The sequence below is a fragment of the Nitrospinota bacterium genome (assembly GCA_009873635.1).
In the GTDB taxonomy this organism is placed as follows: Bacteria; Nitrospinota; Nitrospinia; order Nitrospinales; family VA-1; genus LS-NOB.
This window is the reverse complement of sequence record WAHY01000001.1, coordinates 99,783-119,414: the sequence shown is the minus strand read 5'-3', so window position 1 is coordinate 119,414 and position 19,632 is coordinate 99,783. Positions and strand designations below refer to the sequence as shown.

17 protein-coding genes and 1 pseudogene are annotated in these 19,632 nt (G+C 43.3%); 7 read left to right on the top strand and 11 right to left on the bottom strand.

Annotated elements, in window-relative coordinates:
* On the bottom strand, window positions 1-106 hold a 106-nt coding region (locus F3741_00655), incomplete at its 3' end, for a hypothetical protein (protein MZG29311.1).
* A 188-nt stretch (window positions 107-294) separates the two neighbouring features.
* On the opposite strand from F3741_00655, the gene nagZ reads away from it, so the two are divergent.
* The 3 genes from nagZ to F3741_00640 all read left to right on the top strand — a co-directional run bounded on the left by nagZ (window position 295) and on the right by F3741_00640 (window position 3,772).
* On the top strand, window positions 295-1,344 hold the full coding sequence (gene nagZ, locus F3741_00650) for a beta-N-acetylhexosaminidase (GenBank protein MZG29310.1): 1,050 nt from the start codon (window positions 295-297) through the stop codon (window positions 1,342-1,344).
* Between the two features lie 45 nt (window positions 1,345-1,389).
* On the top strand, window positions 1,390-2,994 hold the full coding sequence (locus tag F3741_00645) for a hypothetical protein (protein ID MZG29309.1): 1,605 nt from the start codon (window positions 1,390-1,392) through the stop codon (window positions 2,992-2,994).
* A gap of 364 nt (window positions 2,995-3,358) precedes the next feature.
* Window positions 3,359-3,772, top strand: a complete 414-nt coding sequence (locus F3741_00640; GenBank protein ID MZG29308.1) for a helix-turn-helix domain-containing protein — start codon at window positions 3,359-3,361, stop codon at window positions 3,770-3,772.
* Window positions 3,773-3,818: 46 nt separating this feature from the next.
* On the opposite strand, the gene F3741_00635 is transcribed toward F3741_00640, so the two are convergent.
* Window positions 3,819-5,567, bottom strand: a complete 1,749-nt coding sequence (locus tag F3741_00635) for an ABC transporter ATP-binding protein (GenBank protein ID MZG29307.1) — start codon at window positions 5,565-5,567, stop codon at window positions 3,819-3,821.
* Window positions 5,568-5,891: 324 nt separating this feature from the next.
* Here F3741_00635 and F3741_00630 point away from each other — a divergent pair, with 324 nt between their 5' ends.
* A complete protein-coding gene (locus F3741_00630; GenBank protein ID MZG29306.1) occupies window positions 5,892-6,224 on the top strand; it encodes a hypothetical protein in 333 nt (110 codons plus the stop codon).
* A gap of 49 nt (window positions 6,225-6,273) precedes the next feature.
* Window positions 6,274-6,507, top strand: a complete 234-nt coding sequence (locus F3741_00625) for a hypothetical protein (protein MZG29305.1) — start codon at window positions 6,274-6,276, stop codon at window positions 6,505-6,507.
* Between the two features lie 49 nt (window positions 6,508-6,556).
* Here F3741_00625 and F3741_00620 read toward each other — a convergent pair whose 3' ends face one another.
* The 5 genes from F3741_00620 to F3741_00600 all read right to left on the bottom strand — a co-directional run bounded on the left by F3741_00620 (window position 6,557) and on the right by F3741_00600 (window position 13,506).
* A complete protein-coding gene (locus F3741_00620; protein ID MZG29304.1) occupies window positions 6,557-7,117 on the bottom strand; it encodes a sulfopyruvate decarboxylase subunit beta in 561 nt (186 codons plus the stop codon).
* Window positions 7,104-7,607 carry a sulfopyruvate decarboxylase subunit alpha gene (locus tag F3741_00615; GenBank protein MZG29303.1) on the bottom strand — a complete coding sequence of 168 codons (504 nt, stop codon included), beginning with the start codon at window positions 7,605-7,607 and terminating at the stop codon, window positions 7,104-7,106. Before F3741_00615 ends, F3741_00620 begins: the two co-directional genes overlap by 14 nt.
* Before the next feature lie 11 nt (window positions 7,608-7,618).
* Window positions 7,619-8,557 carry an NAD(P)-dependent oxidoreductase gene (locus tag F3741_00610; protein MZG29302.1) on the bottom strand — a complete coding sequence of 313 codons (939 nt, stop codon included), beginning with the start codon at window positions 8,555-8,557 and terminating at the stop codon, window positions 7,619-7,621.
* Window positions 8,558-8,715: 158 nt separating this feature from the next.
* Entirely contained in the window at window positions 8,716-11,349 is a 2,634-nt protein-coding gene (locus F3741_00605) for a pyruvate, phosphate dikinase (protein ID MZG29301.1), read from the bottom strand.
* 87 nt (window positions 11,350-11,436) lie between these two features.
* A complete protein-coding gene (locus F3741_00600) occupies window positions 11,437-13,506 on the bottom strand; it encodes a glycine--tRNA ligase subunit beta (GenBank protein MZG29300.1) in 2,070 nt (689 codons plus the stop codon).
* A gap of 489 nt (window positions 13,507-13,995) precedes the next feature.
* On the opposite strand from F3741_00600, the gene F3741_00595 reads away from it, so the two are divergent.
* A complete protein-coding gene (locus tag F3741_00595; GenBank protein ID MZG29299.1) occupies window positions 13,996-16,068 on the top strand; it encodes a hypothetical protein in 2,073 nt (690 codons plus the stop codon).
* 5 nt (window positions 16,069-16,073) lie between these two features.
* Here the strand turns inward: F3741_00595 and F3741_00590 are convergent, their stop codons facing one another.
* Complete coding sequence (locus F3741_00590; GenBank protein MZG29298.1) at window positions 16,074-16,961, bottom strand: glycine--tRNA ligase subunit alpha; 888 nt, start codon at window positions 16,959-16,961, stop codon at window positions 16,074-16,076.
* Window positions 16,962-17,016: 55 nt separating this feature from the next.
* Window positions 17,017-17,604 (bottom strand): annotated as a pseudogene (locus tag F3741_00585) (hypothetical protein).
* 145 nt (window positions 17,605-17,749) lie between these two features.
* Here F3741_00585 and F3741_00580 point away from each other — a divergent pair.
* A complete protein-coding gene (locus F3741_00580; GenBank protein ID MZG29297.1) occupies window positions 17,750-18,061 on the top strand; it encodes a hypothetical protein in 312 nt (103 codons plus the stop codon).
* 87 nt (window positions 18,062-18,148) lie between these two features.
* Here F3741_00580 and F3741_00575 read toward each other — a convergent pair whose 3' ends face one another.
* Both F3741_00575 and F3741_00570 read right to left on the bottom strand, forming a co-directional pair.
* A complete protein-coding gene (locus F3741_00575; GenBank protein ID MZG29296.1) occupies window positions 18,149-18,868 on the bottom strand; it encodes a hypothetical protein in 720 nt (239 codons plus the stop codon).
* 32 nt (window positions 18,869-18,900) lie between these two features.
* Entirely contained in the window at window positions 18,901-19,608 is a 708-nt protein-coding gene (locus F3741_00570; protein ID MZG29295.1) for a hypothetical protein, read from the bottom strand.
* Window positions 19,609-19,632: the final 24 nt, after the last annotated feature.

Here is a 19,632-nt window from a genome sequence, read left to right as displayed (position 1 = left end):
GGTCAATGCCGCTGATGCCTTGACAAGTGTTTTCCCAAAAAGATTTTAATCCTATACCGTTCGGGCTGACCGCTCCGAGACCGGTGACCACCACTCTGCGTGACATATAAAACGAAGTCTCAATTGGATAAAAAAATTATGAAGAACCCTGAAAATTCAGCGTTGGTTTCAAGTTGATAAGTTATGGTAACATACGGATGCTAAACTGGGCAACGATGCCGGCATACCAAAATTGCAAACCCTGTTCATCAAAACCACCTCCATTTGCTTTCGCTGAAACTACAAACAGGCCAAATGATTGTATCCGGATTTGAGGGAACCTCCCTCAACTCCCGTACCGAAGAACTGATCGTTAAGCAGGGTATTGGCGGATTGATTCTGTTCGAACGTAACTATAAAAACCCCGATCAATTACGACAATTAATCGAAGACCTCCAATCGCTGACAGCTCAAATTCCCGAAGTTCCTCCTCTTTTCATTTCAGTCGATCAGGAGGGGGGCAGAGTTGCTCGACTGGGGTCACCATTAACCCGGTTTCCTCCCATGTCGTGCCTGGGTCAAGCTGATTCGAATGACCTGGCTTACAGATTCGGACTTGGCATGGGGAAAGAATTACGAGCAGTAGGGGTTAATATGGATTACGCTCCTGTTCTCGATGTTCATTCGAATCCCGCAAACCCAATTATTGGACATCGAGCTCTGGATAGTGACACCGAAAAAGTAGCTCGATTGGGAACCGAGTTGATCCGTGGGTTTTATGATGCCGGGGTCATTCCTGTAGGCAAACATTTTCCCGGGCATGGAGACACTTCACAAGACTCCCATCTCACTCTTCCCCGGGTTGAAAGAGCGCGCAATTCATTGGAGGAAATTGAACTGCCTCCTTTCGCTCGCGCAATCAAGCAAGGTCTCGAGGTTCTAATGACTGCACATGTGATCTATCCAGCCTGGGATGAAAAACAACCTGCCACTTTTTCCCCTACTATTTTGATAGATGTACTGAGAAAGTCTCTTGGTTTTGAAGGGCTGGTCATGTCTGACGATCTTGAAATGAAGGCTATCCAGGACAAACCCGAATCCATCCCTTTATTGGGGACTAATGCTGGTATCGACCTCTTCCTCATTTGTCATGATCTCGAAAAAGTAAATATCCTGCAAAATGCCATGATCCAGGATATCGAAAGAGGGCTCATTCAACAAAGTACAATCGACCAATCCCTGGCTCGAATCTTTAAGGTTAAGAAAAGGTTGCGGACTTCAGAAAATACCGATCTTGATTTAGAAGATATTCTTCAAGAAAATCACAAACTCGCTCAGGAGATGCGGGAATATTTCAAAGAATGATCCATGAATAACGCATCAACCTTAAATGCCAACCATACCTCTACAATGGCAAAAAGATGGGGAAGGGTTTCCCTTCTTTATCTGGGGCTATTGGCCTATTTCTGGTCTTTTTCAAAATACGGATTGAACGTTTGGGACGAAGGGGGATATGCCAATGGAACCTTAAGAACCCTTAACGGGGAAAAAGCTCTGATCGACTTTAATCCCAATGGCTATCTCCCCGGACGTTATTGGTATGGAATGTTATTCTTCAAACTATTCGGTGTAGAGATCCAAAGTCTGCGTATTGGTGTGCTTCTTATAACCCCACCCATGATTTTAATGGTTTATTCCATCGGGAAAAAAATCATGCCAGCCGGATTTGCCCTGCTGGCAGCCTTGTGCATGCTTTCTGCCCCATCCATGTACTACAACCGGTTTTTCACCTTCTTTGTCGTTTTGAATCTATATCTCATTACAAACTTTTTATACAAAAAAAACCTGGCCTCTTTAACGGGTTTGGGTATGGGAATTATTTTAAGCGCCTTTTTCAAATTTGAAGTGGCTCTTTTTTCAATGTTAATAAGTCTTTCAATCATGGCATTGATGTTTGGTCAAAAACATTTGAGTGTGAGTATGCTTTCTGAAAAGGCGAACGCATCCAGCAAGAACTATTATCTGACAGGTGGACTTTTTCTCCTGGTTGTTGCAATCGCAACCTATTCGGGACAGGGCTATTTGACAAAAGTTTTCAAAATGGTCGTTGATGCTCATGAAGTATGGGGAAACCCATTTCCAGAAATTTTCCCATTCCTCACAGTTCTCAAGGAAGAGGGCTACCATCAAATGTTTGAAAGGATGTTGTTCTATCTGCCAATTGTTACTTATGGCCTTGTTGTGACCCTTCTTATCTATCAACTCACTTTGAAAAAAGAGTCGTTTAATATTGATAGTCTGACAGTTGTTGCCATTCTTCTATTTGGGGTTTGCGCTTTTGGTCTGGTAATTTGGCGGGCTGGCTTTGACAATCTACTTAGAACTCTGCCTCCGTTCTATTTATTATTCTGTTATCTATTGTATCGAGCCAGAAAGAGGGTTTTAACTTTTAAAGGACCTGTTAACCAAAAGAGTTTTATTTCAAACTTGCCCCTGAACCTCCTTACAGTTTTTCTTCCCTTTTTATTTTATTTTGAGATGAACACCCATCATGGATTTTATGCCGGCAGCATAGGTGCCATGAAACTGGAGACCACCCGTCTTTCTATAGATAAAGTTGATGTCTTTACCAATCCTGCAGAGGCTAAATGGGTCAAACAGGTCGTTGATAAAATTAACCTGTACTCAAAAAAAGGAGATGCCATTTTATCCCTGCCTCTAAATCCTATTTTTTATTTTCTCTCTGATCGGATCAACCCGACCCCATATGAATGGATTTTGCCAGGTATGCTGGAGGAGGCAAAAGAAAAGGAACTGGTGCAGACTCTAACGGACCAACCCCCAAGGGTAGTTATTTATATTGATATAGCAATTGACGGAGATGAAAAAAGACGACTCTCCCATTATGCCCCCTACCTATATAAATATCTGGTAGATAACTACGTCTTTCAGGAAAGCATAGGTTTTTTTCAATTCCTTTTGCCTAAAAACTCTTTTATACCGCTTGACTTTTAGGTATAATGACTAAAAACTACCTAATTTAGTGTAGTATTTTAAATGACTCTGGTGTAAAAACATTTACACCGATTTATTGTAAGAGTAACTGATTGCAATAATCCGATAATTCCGATTTATTTGGGAGACTTTTATAAAACAATAGGTTTTGGAAAATAAGGTAACCTTATATTTTGTAACCCTTTGCTTCCCCTCTCAAAGCTGGTTTTATTCTAGAACCCAGGGAATTAAGCTCTTAAAGTTTTATAGGTTGCATGAGTTCACCGTTTCATTTGTGATTCAGAAACCTGAAACGTCGATTTTCGGAGCTTTTGTTATTTAAGGATATTAGCAGCATTATCAATCATAGTTCGGTATACACAACATGCAAGATATAAAATCAGGGACAGCTAAGTTTTTAGGTTCCCGCCTCCGTCAGTGGAGAAAATCGTTACCCCTCAAATCTTTTGAATTGGCAAAGCTAATAAAAATTTCTCAAGGTTCTTTATCGGATATTGAGAATAACAAATCTTTGCCTTCAGCAGACACGATTGCAAAACTTTACCAACACACGGACCTGAATATAATTTGGCTTCTAACTGGAAAAGGTCCAATAGTAAAGTCTCAAAACTCTTCTGGTGGGGAAGAAGCCAGTGTCAATGAAGCCATGGAAACTTATGGTGAAGACCCTGCATTAAATGAGTTGATCCAGAAACTGGTTCGCACCTATTACAATGGAGACTCAGAGAAAAAAGCACATTTGGTTGGGTTTTTAATCGGTGCTGATCCGGGGGAATAGCTCCTGCAAAACATTTTTCAGAATTCAATTTAGCTGATGTTCTGAATTATATATCGACTCCTTCATGCGTTGCAGGGTCAAGCATTTTCAAAGTATACAGGTTGTAGTATAAGCCTTTGAGGCTCATAAGGTCTTCGTGTTGCCCTGATTCAACAATCCTTCCTTTATCCAGAACAATGATTTGGTCCGCTTTGTGGATTGTGCTGAGCCTGTGTGCAATGATGAAAGTAGTACGGTTTTTCATCAGTGTATCCAGGGCGTCCTGAATGAGAGATTCTGATCTATTATCTAAAGATGAAGTTGCCTCATCCAGAACCAGAATTTTCGGATCTTTCAAGATGGCCCTGGCAATGGCTATTCTCTGCCTTTCACCGCCGGAAAGCTTGGTTCCTTTTTCTCCAACAACGGTGTCATAACCCTTTTCCATATTCATTATGAATTCATGCGCATTGGCTTTTTGAGCGGCCTCTATAAGTTCCTCCTCTGACGCATCAAGTTTTCCATAAAGAATATTTTCTCTTACTGTTCCCCCAAACAGAAGAGTTTCCTGAGGGACCAATGCTATCTGGCGGAGGAAGCTGTTCCTCTCCAACATTCGGATGTTGTTCTGATCGAGGTAGATGGCACCCGAAGACGGGTCAAAGAAACGAAACAAGAGCTTAATGAGTGTTGATTTGCCCGCTCCACTGGGCCCAACCAGGGCAGCAGTTTGTCCTGGAAGCACATCAAAACTGACATCATGAATCACTTCCGCGGTATCACGGTAACCAAACGAAACATTTTCGAATTGAATACGTCCATCCAACTCATCAATTGGCACAGGTTGATCGGGGTCCTGAATCAGCGGTTGAGTATCGAGGATTTCATAAACTCTGCGAATAGCACCCGAGGCTTCCTGGATTTGTGTATAGAGTCTTATGAAAGTTCCAATTGGCCCGGCAATGATCAGGGCATATAAAAAGAAAGCGGCCAGTTCACCCGGAGTCGTTGCCCCATTCATCACCTGATACCCGCCATACCAGATAAGCAAAGTGGAAACCAAAAACGTAAGCCCCAGGATAAACGGACCAAAAAATGATGAGACCTTGAGCTTATCCACAGCTCTTTCAAAAGCTGTTTCAATCTTCCCCTGAAAACGGGCCCGTTCATAGGGTTCTCTGGTAAATGATTTGACGACCTTGATAGACGATATCACTTCTTCAAGAACAACCACAGCCTGCGCCACCTGATCCTGGAGCTTTGCTGAAAACATTTTTAACCTACGTCCAAAAATCCGGGCAAAAATCATCAGGGGAGGCAGTACCAGCAATATGAGACCTGTCAATTTCCAATTCAGATACAGAATGATGGCCATAGCTCCAAGTAAAGTGATGCTTTGGCGTAACAGCGCAACGGGAATGGTCACAAGCGCATTTTCTATCACCGATATATCGTTACTCATGCGGGACAAAATTTCTCCCACCCGTCGCTCCTGGAAAAAACGTAGCGATAAGGATTGAATATGGGAAAAAAATTCAACACGAAAATCCGTGGTCATTCTGTGACCTACAAAACCAAAAATATAGTTATGTGTGACTGCAAACGCAGCTTGAAGGCCTATGATAATGATTAAATCCCAGGCCAGGCTATCGAGCATCCCACTGTTTTTTAATACAACTACAGCGTTGATCATATTGCGGACAATCAAAGGCAATACGAGATTGATCAACGATGTTAAAGCCAGGCAAAAAAATGCAAAAATAAGGCTTTTTGCGTACGGCCTGGCATATTTAAAAATTTTTCGAAATTCTTTCATTCCACTATAAACGGCATTTCCGCCACCTTAAATTCAAGGGGAAATTGCCCAAACCACTTTATTTTCAATAATTTTACAGGCCGGTATCATAACCGGTAAAACATTTTAATTCAAACCTTATCAAGGGTAAAACCTTCCTCTTTTCAAAAAAATAAAGATTTCGATGTGATCATGTAAACTTTTTCTAAAGTTAATTATATTGCTGCCGTTAAGAAGAGTGCGCGTACCAGGTAAAAATCGGCCAGATGATGGGGAGAGCCTGGTAACTAATTATAAGATATATACTTAAAGGTTATCATTAACCACGAAGCAAGAGGAAAGCACATGGATACCCAAGCGGTACATTCAACGGGAAATCCGAAAGCGCCTGCTCCCAAACAGCAAACTGAGCCTTCAAACTCGGGGTCTAAAGCTACGCCCACTCCAAAAGTGGCCGAGGACTCTGTAGAATTGTCGGCTCAATCAAGGGCTTTAGCAGATGCAAGTCAAGGTAGAACGAATAGCGAACAAAGAAAGTTATCCGTGACCGACGATAACAATGTTGTTCTTCAGGTCATTGACTCCAAGACCCAAAAGGTAACGAAGTCGGTGCCATCTGAAGAGGAAATACAATTGAAAGACGCTATTCGGGAAGGAATCAACGACATAACGGAATAGGTTTGCGCCGAATTAATAACCGGATTTCTTAATAATAAGGAGAAGTGCCATGGAAGTTTCAAGCCTGGGAAATTTTGCTGCCGCTCAAAAACAAACAACGGAAACCAGCGAGGGAAACAAAGACGCTCGCGCATCATCCACATCCATTCAGCCTCAGGGGACAAATACCGAAGAAGCTCAAACGAGTCCTATTCCACCGGTTAATCAAACTGCTGACGCAGGTGGTGGCAATACGGTCAACCCCGAGTCCTCTTCAGGTGGCTCTGTAGATCTTCTTGCCTGACAAAATAGTGGGTTAATACATTTGGAACACACCGCTACGCGCAAATCTCCTAACGCCGCAACGAATTCATAAAGCGTTCGGTGATCTCTTCAGGTGTGTGTGTCACACGCCCTGTTTTAGGGTTAAAACAGGGTTCTACCTTGATCAAAAGAAAAACGGGTCCTTCGCAGTCCATAAGCTTTTCAAAAGCTGGTTTAATTTCTTCTCTTTTATCAACCTTTACAGCCTGCCTGTACCCTGCGCTTTTGGCAACTTGCTCAAGAGGAACCGCATTCGAAATAGAGCGTTGCTTACCCGTGGACTCATAGACCTCATTATCGACCACAACATGTACAAGGTTTTTGGGAGCCTCGGCCGCTATCATTGCAAGCGTACCCATTGCCATTAAAACGTTGCCGTCTCCATCCAGCACAATCACTTTACGTTCCGGTTGGCATAATGCCACACCCAGACCTATTGAAGATGCCAACCCCATGGAACCAATCATGTAAAAGTTTTCTTCCCGGTCTTTTAACGAAAACGATTCCCGGCAAATGTATCCGTTAGCATGCACAACAGGCTCGTCCTTCAATAGCGGCAACAACTCCTGAAATGCTTCAGTGCCTTTCATCAAACAAACCTTTCTCGACAATAAGTGTATAGGGAAGTTTTTCCTCGTTGATTTTTCTCATGGCGGTTTCCATAATCTGGTCTAAATTTTCTGGCTTCAATATTGAATAGGCCATTCCTGCTGTTTCCAGAAGTTTTTGGTCTATGTCTCCCATGATAATGTGTTCAGGAGCATCTTTACCGCCTTGACCTCTCCAGCTCGCGATCACTAAAACAGGAATTTTGTAAATCAGATTAAGAGAAGTGAACGCATTGAGAGAATAACCCAGACCTGAGTTCTGCATCAGTAAAACAGGCATTGAACCTGCAAGGTAAGCCCCTGTACACAACCCAACCGCCGCATCTTCACGCACTGCCGGAATGTATTTGACCTCCTCTTGTTCCAGTTGTGAGATCAAACCCGATAACAATGAACAGGGAACTCCTGTGAAGAAGCTAAAGTTTTCCTGAATCAATCTGTCTATGAATTTTTCAGATGTGAGTGATGACACGTGCTGCTCCTCTACCAGTTTTGAATGTTTCGTTCACCACCATATTCACCCTGAAGTTTATGGATGAGCTTGATATATTCGACAATTCTGGTTTGCCCCGGAAACTCCACTCCAAGGTCTTTAGCCGCCTGGTTAGACATCGGCACTCCATCTTCTCCCAATACGCCTTCGCACTCGCCAAAAGAATCGATGGTTTCCGCAATCAACTTACCCAGATCAAGATTATGGATATGTCCATCAACAAGATGATAGGTTTTTCCCGAGGCATCTGGATTTCCCATGACCTTCTGTATGGCCTGCACCACCGAATCTACGGAAACATATTTGGTGCTGCCTTTAAGGTCTACATTGTAGTTTGTGGCAAGATAGTCGATTGTTTGAAACCATTCTGACTTGTCAATCTGAGGACGCACCCCGTACATAGTGACCGGCCTGAGAATCGTTAAATCAAATGCCCGGCTCTTGTAGTAATAATGGCAAAATCCCTCAATTGAAGATTTGATAGAACCATAAAGGCTACTCGGCCAAACAGGGTGTGATTCATCAAGCGGATGTTCCTGATCCACTGTAGGAAGAATTTGCCCGAAGACGGTGCAAGAACTCATAAACACCACCTGTTTGACTTTTGCCTTTTTTGCCTCTTCCAGCAGATCAAAGGAGCCGTTGACGTTTACCTTTACCAGCTCATCAACAGCCTGAACCGGACCCGGGAAATGGGCAAGATGAACAAGAACATCCGCATCGTTCACAAGTTTTGCCAGGGATTCGCGATCCTCCAAACTTCCGATTATATAATCAACATCTTCAAAAGTTTTCAGATGCTCGACCACACTACCTTCACGAATCAGAGCCCTGACATTGTAAGTAGAACCCTCCGGGGTTTCCTCAACAATTTTTTTAATAAGATGGGAACCCACCATTCCGGTGATCCCGGTTAACGCTATATTCATTCCTAACCTCCAAAAAGGAGTACCTTTTCAGGCAACAGGTTATTTTAAATGGAACTGACCGCCCAAAAAAATGCGTCCAGCTTTTAGATTTGCAGAATTTTTATTATCTTGAGCGGCAAAAACGAAGTCAACCTTTTTCACAGATTCAGACCCGGCTCCTAGCTGTCTTCCTGGATAACAGCCTGGGCAGCAGCAAGTATGGCAGTGGGAACCCGATAGGGAGAGCAACTAACATAGTCTAGATCTAATGTATTAAAAAAGTTTATCGATGCGGGATCTCCTCCATGTTCTCCGCACACTCCCAAATGAATATTGGGCTTTACTTGTTTTCCCTTCTTAACCGCACTATCTACCAATTGACCCACACCTTCCTGGTCTACCGATACAAAAGGATCATTAGTGAGCAAACCTTTATCAAGGTATTGGTTCAGAAAGCTTCCAGCATCATCCCGGCTGAGCCCGAATGCAGTCTGTGTCAAGTCATTGGTTCCGAAGGAAAAGAAATCTGCCTCAACAGCTATCTCATCCGCTGTCATAGCCGCTCGAGGTAACTCAATCATAGTGCCTATTTTATAATCGAGATCCACCCCTGCTTTTTCAATTGCATCTTCAGCCACTTCAACAATAAGCTCTTTGACAACTTTGAATTCATTCACATGCGCCACAAGCGGCACCATTATTTCTGGAAAAACTTTGATACCTTTCTTGGTCTGCCTGCAAGCGGCTTCTACAATGGCCCGAACCTGCATTATATAAATATCCGGGAAAGTGATTCCAAGCCGACACCCACGATGTCCGAGCATGGGGTTGACTTCCTTTAACGTTTCAATTTTCTTCGTCAAAGCTGTCGGCGAAATTTTCATTTCTTTGGCCAGGTTTTTAACTTCAGCTTTAGAATTTGGAAGGAATTCATGTAAAGGGGGATCCAACAAACGAATTGTAACCGGAAGCCCACTCATCACTTTAAAGATTTCAGCAAAATCAGCACGCTGGATGGGAAGAAGTTTCTTTAAGGCCTCGTCCCGGACTTTTGCATCATCGGCTACGATCATTTTGCGAACCAGGAATATCCGCTCTTCATCGAAAAACATGTGCTCCGTTCGGCACAATCCAATCCCCTGCGCACCAAAGTCTCTTGCCATCAGTGCATCATGGGGGGTATCCGCATTGGCCCGGATCTGAAGTGCCCGAACTTCACCCGCCCAGGTCATCATTCTGGTAAAATTACTGGTCAAACGTGATTGAATTAAAGGAATAGCCCCTTCAATCACCTGGCCTGTCGTTCCATCCAGAGTTATTGAGTCGAGTTCCTTAAGCTGAATACCGCCCAATGTACATTTTTTTCTTTTAACATTAACATCCAGATTATTAACTCCAGACACACAAGGTTTGCCCATCGCCCGGGCCACCACTGCGGCATGTGAAGTCATACCTCCTTTGGCGGTTAGTATCCCCTGCGAAACACTCATCCCGTGAATATCTTCCGGTGAGGTCTCCATACGAACAAGAATCACCTTTTCTTTTTTCTCGGCCAGTTCCTGGGCCCGTTCAGGGGTGAATACAATCTTTCCAGCGGCTGCGCCTGGCGAAGCCCCCAAACCTTTTCCCAGCAATTTCAATTTCGCCTTTGGAGAAATCATGGGATGAAAGATTTGATCTAATTGGTTTGCTGGAACACGCATCAAAGCTTCCCGTTTACTTATCAGCCCCTCGTTCACCATATCAATCGCAACTTTGATTGCCGAAGCAGCCGTTCGTTTCCCAGCTCTTGTTTGAAGTAGAAACAGTCTCTGGTTCTCAATGGTGAACTCAAGGTCCTGCATATCCTTATAGTGGTTTTCCAGTTTCTGGTAAACCTTTACCAGGTCCTGATACACATCCGGCATATCTTCTGCAAGCATATCTATTGAATTGGGCGTCCGGATTCCTGCAACAACATCCTCACCTTGAGCATTGATCATGTACTCGCCATAAAATTTCTTTTCTCCAGTCGCCGGATTACGGGTGAACGCAACCCCTGTAGCAGAAGTATCTCCCATATTGCCGAATACCATAGACTGTACTGTAACTGCTGTTCCCCACTCATGGGGTATGCCATTCAACCTTCTATATGTCCGGGCCCGCTCTGTATTCCACGAATTGAAAACAGCCTCCACTGCCTTGTGCAATTGCTGCATGGGGTCTTCTAAGAAATCTTCCCCTGTCACTCGGACCACAAGGGACTTGAATTGTCGTATAAGAGCTTTTAATTCCTGAATGGTGAATTCCGTATCAAACTCAATTTTTCGTTTTAATTTTTTCTTCGTCAAAATATGCTCAAACCGTTCACCAGGAATCCCCAAAACGACATTCCCGAACATAGAGATGAAACGACGGTATGAGTCATAAGCAAACCACTCGTTCTTGGTGCTTTTGGCCAAGCCACGCACCGTTGCATCGTTCAGCCCCAGGTTCAAGACGGTGTCCATCATCCCCGGCATGGAAACACGCGCGCCCGAACGCACTGAAACAAGAAGAGGGTTGACAGGATCCCCAAACTTTTTGCCTAGCGACTTTTCAAGATCTCCCAAACGGGAAAGAATTTGATCCCACAATTTAGCGGGAAACTTATTTTTGTGTTGGAAATAGTAAACACAGGCTTCTGTGCTTATGGTAAATCCCGGGGGGACTTGTATCCCCAGGGAAGCCATTTCGGCAAGGTTGGCACCTTTTCCTCCGAGGAGGTTTCTCATCTCTGCCTTACCTTCGGTATTTTCATCACCAAAGGAGTACACATATTTCTTTTGCACCATAAAAAACCTAGCTTTAAACCCTCTCAAAGTATGGGTTAAACAATGTATAAATGGAGTGCGCTAGCCTATCTGATGGCAGTAAAGTTTTCAACCTTTTTTCAAAATGATTCGAGAAAAATCAGCCAGCTCTGAAAAAAGAGTGGAAATCTGATACAGAAGGTGCAAGCGGTTATTGCGTAACGAAACATCTTCAACCATAACCATTACTTCATCGAAGAATTCATCCACAGCAGGCTTTATTTCGGCAATTTTTTCCAATGCCTGGCGGAAATCCCTGTTTTGAGTATACTGAAATACCGGTTGTCGAATTTTCAAAAAAGCCTCAAATAACTTTTTTTCAGCCGGCTCATTTAACAATCCCGGGTCCACATCACCCTCAGCATCTTCATTGAGGATACTCACCACCCTACGAAAAGCTATCGCCAATGGCTCAAAATAAGGCTGCTTCTTCAGGTCAGAAAAGGCGGCGACCTTTGCTTCAATATCAACAATTGAATCCAATCCTGTAGATAACACACAATCAATCGCATCATGTGGAAACCCTTCAGCATTCAATTGAGATTTGTATCTCTGAGAAAACAAGTCCATCACATGTTTTTTGATAGCCTCGGGTTCAAGCTTCAGTTTAGATTCCATCAAGCCCAAGCCATCTTCGATAAGAGTTTCTAAAGAGACCTGCCAACCCCTATTCAGAAAAATCTGGATGATGCCTAACGCGTTCCGCCTCAGGGCATAGGGATCTTCAGAACCACTGGGTATCAAACCCACACCGATACAACCTAAGATAGTATCGAGTTTATCTGCCACCGCGACCACCGCCCCCAAATCACTGTCAGGAGGAGCATCTCCGGAAAAAGCCGGACGATAATGTTCTTTGATCGCTGTTGCCACGGCAGCTGTCTCACCAGAATGGGCTGCATAATACCCGCCCATTATTCCCTGCAATTCAGGAAATTCATAAACCATCAGAGTCACCAAATCCGCCTTGCACAAACGAGCGGCTCTCTTGACTTCTTCCAAGCTGTTTTTTGAATCAGTTTGCTTCGCCAAAGTTTCAGCCAGGCCGCATATCCTTTCCATTTTTTCATATAGTGTCCCCAGTTTTTTCTGGAACACAACGCCCTTTAATGGATCGACGAAATCATCCAGTTTTTTCTTTTTATCCTCATCATAAAAAAACCGTGCGTCTTCCAGGCGGGCCCTCAATACCCTCTCGTTACCACTTTTTATTTGAGGGCTTTCGGGCATATTGCTGATCGTAATAAAGCAGGGCAGCAAACCACCCTTTTCATCTGAGACATGAAAGTACTTCTGGTGATACTTCATAGTCATCACCAACAGTTCCTTTGGAAGATCCAGAAAACTGGAATCAAAATCTCCCCGGATTGCTACCGGATACTCCACAAGAAAATTAACGCTATCCAATAAATCCGGATCATTTTCCACCAGTCCTCCTGCTTTCTCTGCAAGGTTTTGAACCTGCTCAAGGATTTTTTGTTTCCTTAATTCAGGATCGACCATCAAAAAATGGTTAGCACTTTGCTCAATGTAGGAGGATAAGTTACTCACCTTAAACTGACCGGGTTTCAAAAACCTGTGGCCCAGCGATAAATCACCACTCTCAATACCATCAAAACTGAATTGCAAGGGCTTTTCATCAAACAATGCTGTTATCCAATGCAAAGGACGTGCAAAAGGACTTGCTTTGCTGGCCCAACGCATTTTTTTTGGGAAAGGAATGTTGCCAATAAATTGAGGCAGGAATTCGTTGAGATGTTCCCGGGTTGGGCGACCTTTTTTCTCGACACGGGCACAGACAACTTCTCCTTTAGAAGTGGTCTCGCGGGTTAAATCTGAGACATCCAGACCTTTACCCCGGGCAAACCCGATGGCCGCTTTGGTCGGTTCACCTTTTTCATCGAAGGCAACAGAAACATTGGGACCATGAAAAATATCCACGGAGTCTTCCTGCAAGGGGTCCACTCCTGTTACGGATACAACCAGCCTCCTTGGAGTACCCATAATCTGAGGTGCCTCGGCCTTAATCCGGTTGCGACCAAAAAAAGACGCTAATTCTTCCCCCATATATTCAAGGGCTGGCTGAACATAACCAGCAGGAATTTCCTCAGATCCAATTTCTATAAAAAGCTCGGGCATATCTTATCTTAGCAATGGCAACAAATGATTAATGACTTCAGAAAAACAGGTATTATCGAATAAATATCTACAAAGTCAACCACGGGTAAGAAGACCCCTTATGGAATCAGAGGACATTACATGTGTAGAAAAAAATTCAATGTTGTGTAATTTTATGTAAATATAGCTTAATTGATATATTTCAATAACCTACACCCACTGACCGGGTTGATTCATGACCACAATCATTTCCCTCATTATAGTCATTGTCTTTCTGGCAATACTGGGTAAAGTTTTTATTAAAGATTCTTCTGGTTCTTCAGGTAAAAAAAGAAGGCCCCTGACCCAGGTAATACTTCTCCAGTCTCTGAAGATGTCGAGGATAAAAATCCTGAGTCCAGCAATAAGAACCTAAAAACTGCTGAAATTAATATCAAAGGTTCTAACCTGTTTCATCCTCCCTCTGAGCCGGCATTTTTCACAGGCCGCAAAGAAACGCAGACTAAAATTATGGCAAGAACCACAACCAGACCAATAATAATCGGGATCAGCGGACACCCCGGTGTTGGAAAAACATGCCTGGCCATAAGCTTAATAAATAAGTACTCACCGCAATTTACCAACAACTGCCTGTTCATGGACATGCAGGGAGACCGCAAGGATCCGCCTTCCGCAGAAGATATTATGCGGCGGATCATTTTAAGATATCACCCAACCCAACCCTTACCTTCCGACAATAAAAAACTGGCAAAATTGTACAGAGTTGTCTTGAAATCACAAAAGGGAATTTTAATATTGGATAACGTGTCAGAAACCAAGCAGGTCAAGGCTCTGGCTCCTCCTAACTCCTGGGTAATGATTGTGACTTCACGGAAGCCTGTCAAAATTACTAAAATAGTCGCAATTGAACTTGAACCAATGGAAACTTTGGAGTCCCATACTTTATTAACCCGGTGGGCTCCTAAAATCAGTCCAACGATCAAGGAAGTTTCTTTTATATGTAAGGGACTTCCTATGGCACTGGAACTCGTTGGGAAACTTTATACCATCAATTCCTCAATGACTCCTGATTACTTCACAAAAAGGTTTGTGGAGGTCCGCAAAAGTTTTGGAGATAACGAAAAGAGTGATTTCATAACGGGTATCAGGGCTGCTATCAGCCTCAGCTACAATATGCTGCCCGATCAAACCGCCCAGGTTCTCAAAAGACTCTCAGTTTTTCCAGCTTCTTTCACAGCAAATGCCGTTTCTTTTATTTGTGAAGATCCCAAAGGCCTTTCACTAACCGGGTTGGAAAAATATGGTCTCGTCCAATACAACCCCAATACTGCCCGCTATTATCTCCATAATTTGGTCAAAAGCTTTGTAAAACCCTTGCTGGGTCCGGGTGAAAGGAATATGACTGAGAAACGTCTAGCTACCGAGTTTATGAATGTGCTTGAAAACACTCATAACCATATAGAGAAGGGCGGCAAAGAAGCTGTAAAGGGTTTCCGGTTGTTTGACATGGAAATTGAAAATATAAAAGCAGGTATGGAATGGAGCAAAAAATATTCCAAAAAAGATAAAGAAGCCGCGCAAATTTGCAGTGCCTACATTGAAAACGGGGCAACGTTGATCAGCAAACGCCTGTCTCCATCAGAATGTATTCAGTGGTTTGAGGCTGCCCTCACATCAGCGAAGCAACTTGAAGATAAAGAAGCGGAACGAAAACATCTCCTGAGCCTGGGGTCGCAATATGTCTTGTCAGGCAAAGTTCAAGAGGCCACCAACATCCTGCAAAATGCAGTCACGTTGTGCAAAAAAGAAGGCGATGATGAAGGACAAAGAACCGCTCTACAGCATTTGATCAGACTGAACCTGCAGGGAAATAACCACGCACTTACTATCAACTATCTTGAGGAAAGCATAGAGTTGCTTGACAGTGGCAACGATGTAGAAGAGTTTAAACTTTTAGCTCAGTTGACCAAAGCCTGTGCGCAAAACCAGGAATTCAACAAGGCCGCTCATGTAGGCGAAAAAGCAATGGAAATGATTTCGGTAAATGAAGATAAAGCCCTTGCCCTTGCACTATTCCATAGTCTCGGCATATCTTATATGAAAACAGATGAATCGGGAAAAGCGCTTCAAAACCTTGAACTCGCACTGAACCTTTGCCAAAAGGTTCCAAATCACCCTCTCAAGCCAGAACTGTTTAAGCTGACTGCTGATGCAACTGTAAAGACAGGCGATGTTTCCAGCGCGTTAAAGACTCTCCTGAAAGGACTGGAGGCCATTCGCAAAGAAAAAAACCTGGAAGCAGAAGGAGATATACTAATTCAATTAGCTGAAATCCACATACAAAACCAGAGCGAAGACCAATCTTTTGCATATCTGGAAGAAGCCCTGAACTTATCGAAAAAAATTAAAGACCGCCCGATGGGCGGGAAAGTATTATGGATGTGGAGTCAAGGGTTGGCAAAATCCGGAAATTTTTCGATGGCGATCAGCCAGGGAGTAGAAGCTTTAAAAATATATGAAGAAATTAATGATCCTGAAGCCAACACTATACGTACGCAAATCGATAAATGGTCCGGTAGTTAAACCCTTCAGGCCTGTAAATTGTCCTGTTTTTTCAGCAAAGGAAACTCCATTGCTTCCCTCTGCATAACGTAACCCTCAGCACATAGACGTGCCAGGTTTCTCACCCGACCAATAAATCCTGTCCTCTCTGTAACACTTATGGCTCCCCTCGCATCCAACTGATTAAAGGCATGAGAACATTTTAAAGTATAATCGTATGCGGGTAGTACCAGTTCCTTTTCAAGCAAGTCTTTGGCTTCCGCCTCATACATATCGAACCATTGAAACAATCGTTCCTTTCCAGAGGCTTCAAAGTTATATCGCGAGAACTGTTTTTCAGTTTCCAGATGAACATCGCCATATAAAACGCTTTTATTCCATTTGAGGTCATAAACGTTATCCACATCCTGCAGATACATGGCAATACGTTCCAGCCCATACGTTAATTCAGCTGTGACGGGTTTCAGGTCTACGCCTCCCACCTGCTGAAAATAAGTGAACTGGGTGATCTCCATACCATTCAGCCAGACTTCCCAGCCCAATCCCCAGGCACCAAGAGTGGGGGACTCCCAATCGTCCTCGACAAAACGTATATCGTGCTGCATCGGATCTACGCCCAGGGAAGTCAGGCTTTCCAGATAAAGGTCCTGCACGTCTTCAGGGGATGGCTTTAAGATGACCTGAAACTGGTAATAATGTTGAAGGCGGTTTGGGTTTTCCCCATACCTTCCATCAGTGGGTCTGCGTGAAGGTTCAACATACGCTGCGTTGTAGGGTTCCGGACCCAGCACCCTGAAAAAAGTACAGGGATTAAATGTTCCCGCACCCACTTCAATATCATAGGGCTGATGAAGGGCGCACCCCTTATTTGACCAATAGTTTTGCAAACTAATAATGATGTCTTGAAAATACATGGCTTCTGGGTGTATCAAAATTAGGTAGAAAAAGTCAACCCCTACGAGGCGTGGTTTATTTTAAATCGTCAAAAGCTCTCCGTACCGATTCAATGTTTTTTCGATAATTTACACCATCTCCATAACTGAGAAACTTAGAATATCTGCCGTGCACAAACCGGGTTTTTCGAGCATGCTTGATCGGACAAAAGTATTGTTCAGTCCTGGCCGCTATTTCCTGAACATAGGCGATTAAACCATTAAAGTATCCACAATAGAATCAGTTCATTTTTTCCAGCCCATTAAGATAACTAAGGTAGTGGCGGTCAATAACAATATAATCTTTGCGATCAACTTTCGGGATTCCATATATGGGAAAACAGATTGCCTGATAAAAAGAAACTACCATATCCATAAAAATTGCGGGAAACAGACAGGACCAGATCACCGGTGCCGTAAGAATGGTTGCAATCCTGGCATCCCGTAAATATTGACGGATACGTTTTGCCAGTAGGCGGTGCTGGTTTTTTACCTCTCGTTCAAACTTTACCCGCTTACGGTGAACCGTGTAAAAAAACTCTTCTTCCCCCTTTTGAAGCTCTTGAATCAATTGGTGCTCCAGCTTGCGCATACTTTCAAGAATTTCTGTCAACTTGTCACTCATAATTTCACCTTAATTAATGACCTCTCGAAAACAAAAAATTTCAGAAAGCGATCAGGTTTTCCTAACCACGATATTCTATCGCCATCGGCGGATAAACTGAAAATCTGTTAAAATCCCTGAAATAAATTTTAACAGGAGAAGCTTGTTGCATACCGTTTATAAAGCACTTGCTCCCGATAATGTAGAAAGAATTATCGATTATTGCAAGGATCACTCAGTTGAGAAGGGTGGGACGTTTGAAGTTTATCTCGATAACGAGGTAACGATGGTGGTCGTTAACTCTGAAGAAGGACAAATGTTTCGTCCTCTTGGAGCATTTTACTGCAATTACATCGGCCCCGGTGTCATTTCACTGGAAGATGAAGAACCTGAACGGGATAGCATGCCATCCACGACAAACCATATTAAAGCCATTAAGCAAACTATCGACAAATTGATTGAACTCGCGCACCCATAACCTTCGGAAAATAAAAAAACCTTTTCCTGCCGCAATGCCTGTTATTAGCCATTAAGGATCTTGCAATATGACTCTCTCACTAGCGAGTCATTCGCCGATACGAAGCTGGACCAGTTCGCCCCGGTAGGAAAAAACGACACGATTTGGTTCAATATTCGTGAGAGTCGCCGATTGAACAGATTCTCCGAGTCGGATCTTGCGGTTTTTACTTTCCGGCGTTGAAACAAAGATATGATTGGATGGACTACCTGAAGAAAAAAAGATTATGCCTTTTACCTTAAGGTTGGGGATTGAAACACCTCTGGAAATCAATGTTTCAGAATAGGGTTCAGGCTGGTTCGCTTTAGAAGTGGCGGTTTGAATCATGTCACGAATCTCGTTGATTTCCAACGGTTCAGGCACTTCAACAGGTTGGGAATTTTTGAGAACAGGTTCCTTTGTGACAGGTGGTAGAGTTTGGGTGACTTTTTCTTCAAATCGCAAATGACGTTCCGGGATGTTGGACAATGGAATTCCGATAGTCTGCCCGGAACTTTTTCTTTTAGCTGGTGCCTTTTTTTGTACAGTGGGTGCCTGGGAAACTTGAACCACATCATTCTCAGAAGAAGATCGCCCTGAAGCTATCATGGCAAGAACGATGACTCCTGCCAGCCCCAACCCCATCAGAATTGATTTGTTCCAGGAAACTTGCTGTATTGCCCGTTGTTTAGGATCATCCTGAAGAACCAGATCCTTCAAATCCAGATCTTTTTCAAGCAGCCTTTTGTCTTCTTCCAGCTTTTTCAGCGTCTCTAAAATTGTACTCATCGTATTACGCTTTCAACAAGTAGTAGGAAGAATTATTGGGCAACCAGTTTCGGAGTAGAATAAATCTGCAGCAAGTTATACAAAAGTAATTTACTGTCAGTATTAAAGACTCCGTCATCTTTGATGCTATTGTTGCGTTGGAGTTCCTTTACCGCCCGAATGGTTTTAGGTCCATATAACAGTGCCTCCCTTCCCTGGAAAAAACCCAGGAGCCTGAGATTTTTTTGCAGCCATATCGCTTCCTTACCCCTATAACCCGCGCTAAGAATCTCCGGTAAATTTTCATAATCTTTCCAAAGAATAATAGCTTTTCGCGTCCAAAGGGAATCTATAATAGAAAGCGGCATTTCTATTTTATCCACCGAACCAAACACTCCTGAATCTCCATTTATGGAAACCAGTGCCAGGTACTTTGTTCCTTGTGCGTTCGGTAAAGCAATTTCAAGGAATGCCGGGTAGTTCAGGCTTTTCAAGCGTTCCAGAGTGCCGTTCACTTCGAATGAAGATAGTTTGTGGTCCTCCTGGATCATTTCCAAATCTGCCTCACTCAAACCCTGCATTTCTTCTGGATCCACATTCCATGCCTCCAAGATCCATTTAACCGCTTCCAGTTTGCTTTCAATCAGCGTCAAACTAGAAAGGTAAGTTACCAGTTTCTCCGGATCTAAAATGCTTAGTGGTCCGCTGCTGGGAATCCTTCTCTGCAAAGGAGGAGGTTCGACCACCTCAGCTTTAGGCATTACCTGGGATATTACTGGAGCAGC

What these genes read in the sequence shown, in the direction of transcription:
- F3741_00570 (MZG29295.1), bottom strand. Translation starts at nt 19,608, where the DNA reads ATGCCTAAAGCTGAGGTGGTCGAACCTCCTCCTTTGCAGAGAAGGATT.
- F3741_00640 (MZG29308.1), top strand. Translation starts at nt 3,359, where the DNA reads ATGCAAGATATAAAATCAGGGACAGCTAAGTTTTTAGGTTCCCGCCTC.
- F3741_00575 (MZG29296.1), bottom strand. Translation starts at nt 18,868, where the DNA reads ATGAGTACAATTTTAGAGACGCTGAAAAAGCTGGAAGAAGACAAAAGG.
- F3741_00645 (MZG29309.1), top strand. Translation starts at nt 1,390, where the DNA reads ATGGCAAAAAGATGGGGAAGGGTTTCCCTTCTTTATCTGGGGCTATTG.
- F3741_00590 (MZG29298.1), bottom strand. Translation starts at nt 16,961, where the DNA reads ATGTATTTTCAAGACATCATTATTAGTTTGCAAAACTATTGGTCAAAT.
- F3741_00610 (MZG29302.1), bottom strand. Translation starts at nt 8,557, where the DNA reads ATGAATATAGCGTTAACCGGGATCACCGGAATGGTGGGTTCCCATCTT.
- F3741_00600 (MZG29300.1), bottom strand. Translation starts at nt 13,506, where the DNA reads ATGCCCGAGCTTTTTATAGAAATTGGATCTGAGGAAATTCCTGCTGGT.
- F3741_00630 (MZG29306.1), top strand. Translation starts at nt 5,892, where the DNA reads ATGGATACCCAAGCGGTACATTCAACGGGAAATCCGAAAGCGCCTGCT.
- F3741_00595 (MZG29299.1), top strand. Translation starts at nt 13,996, where the DNA reads ATGGCAAGAACCACAACCAGACCAATAATAATCGGGATCAGCGGACAC.
- F3741_00605 (MZG29301.1), bottom strand. Translation starts at nt 11,349, where the DNA reads ATGGTGCAAAAGAAATATGTGTACTCCTTTGGTGATGAAAATACCGAA.
- F3741_00635 (MZG29307.1), bottom strand. Translation starts at nt 5,567, where the DNA reads ATGAAAGAATTTCGAAAAATTTTTAAATATGCCAGGCCGTACGCAAAA.
- F3741_00625 (MZG29305.1), top strand. Translation starts at nt 6,274, where the DNA reads ATGGAAGTTTCAAGCCTGGGAAATTTTGCTGCCGCTCAAAAACAAACA.
- nagZ (MZG29310.1), top strand. Translation starts at nt 295, where the DNA reads ATGATTGTATCCGGATTTGAGGGAACCTCCCTCAACTCCCGTACCGAA.
- F3741_00620 (MZG29304.1), bottom strand. Translation starts at nt 7,117, where the DNA reads ATGAAAGGCACTGAAGCATTTCAGGAGTTGTTGCCGCTATTGAAGGAC.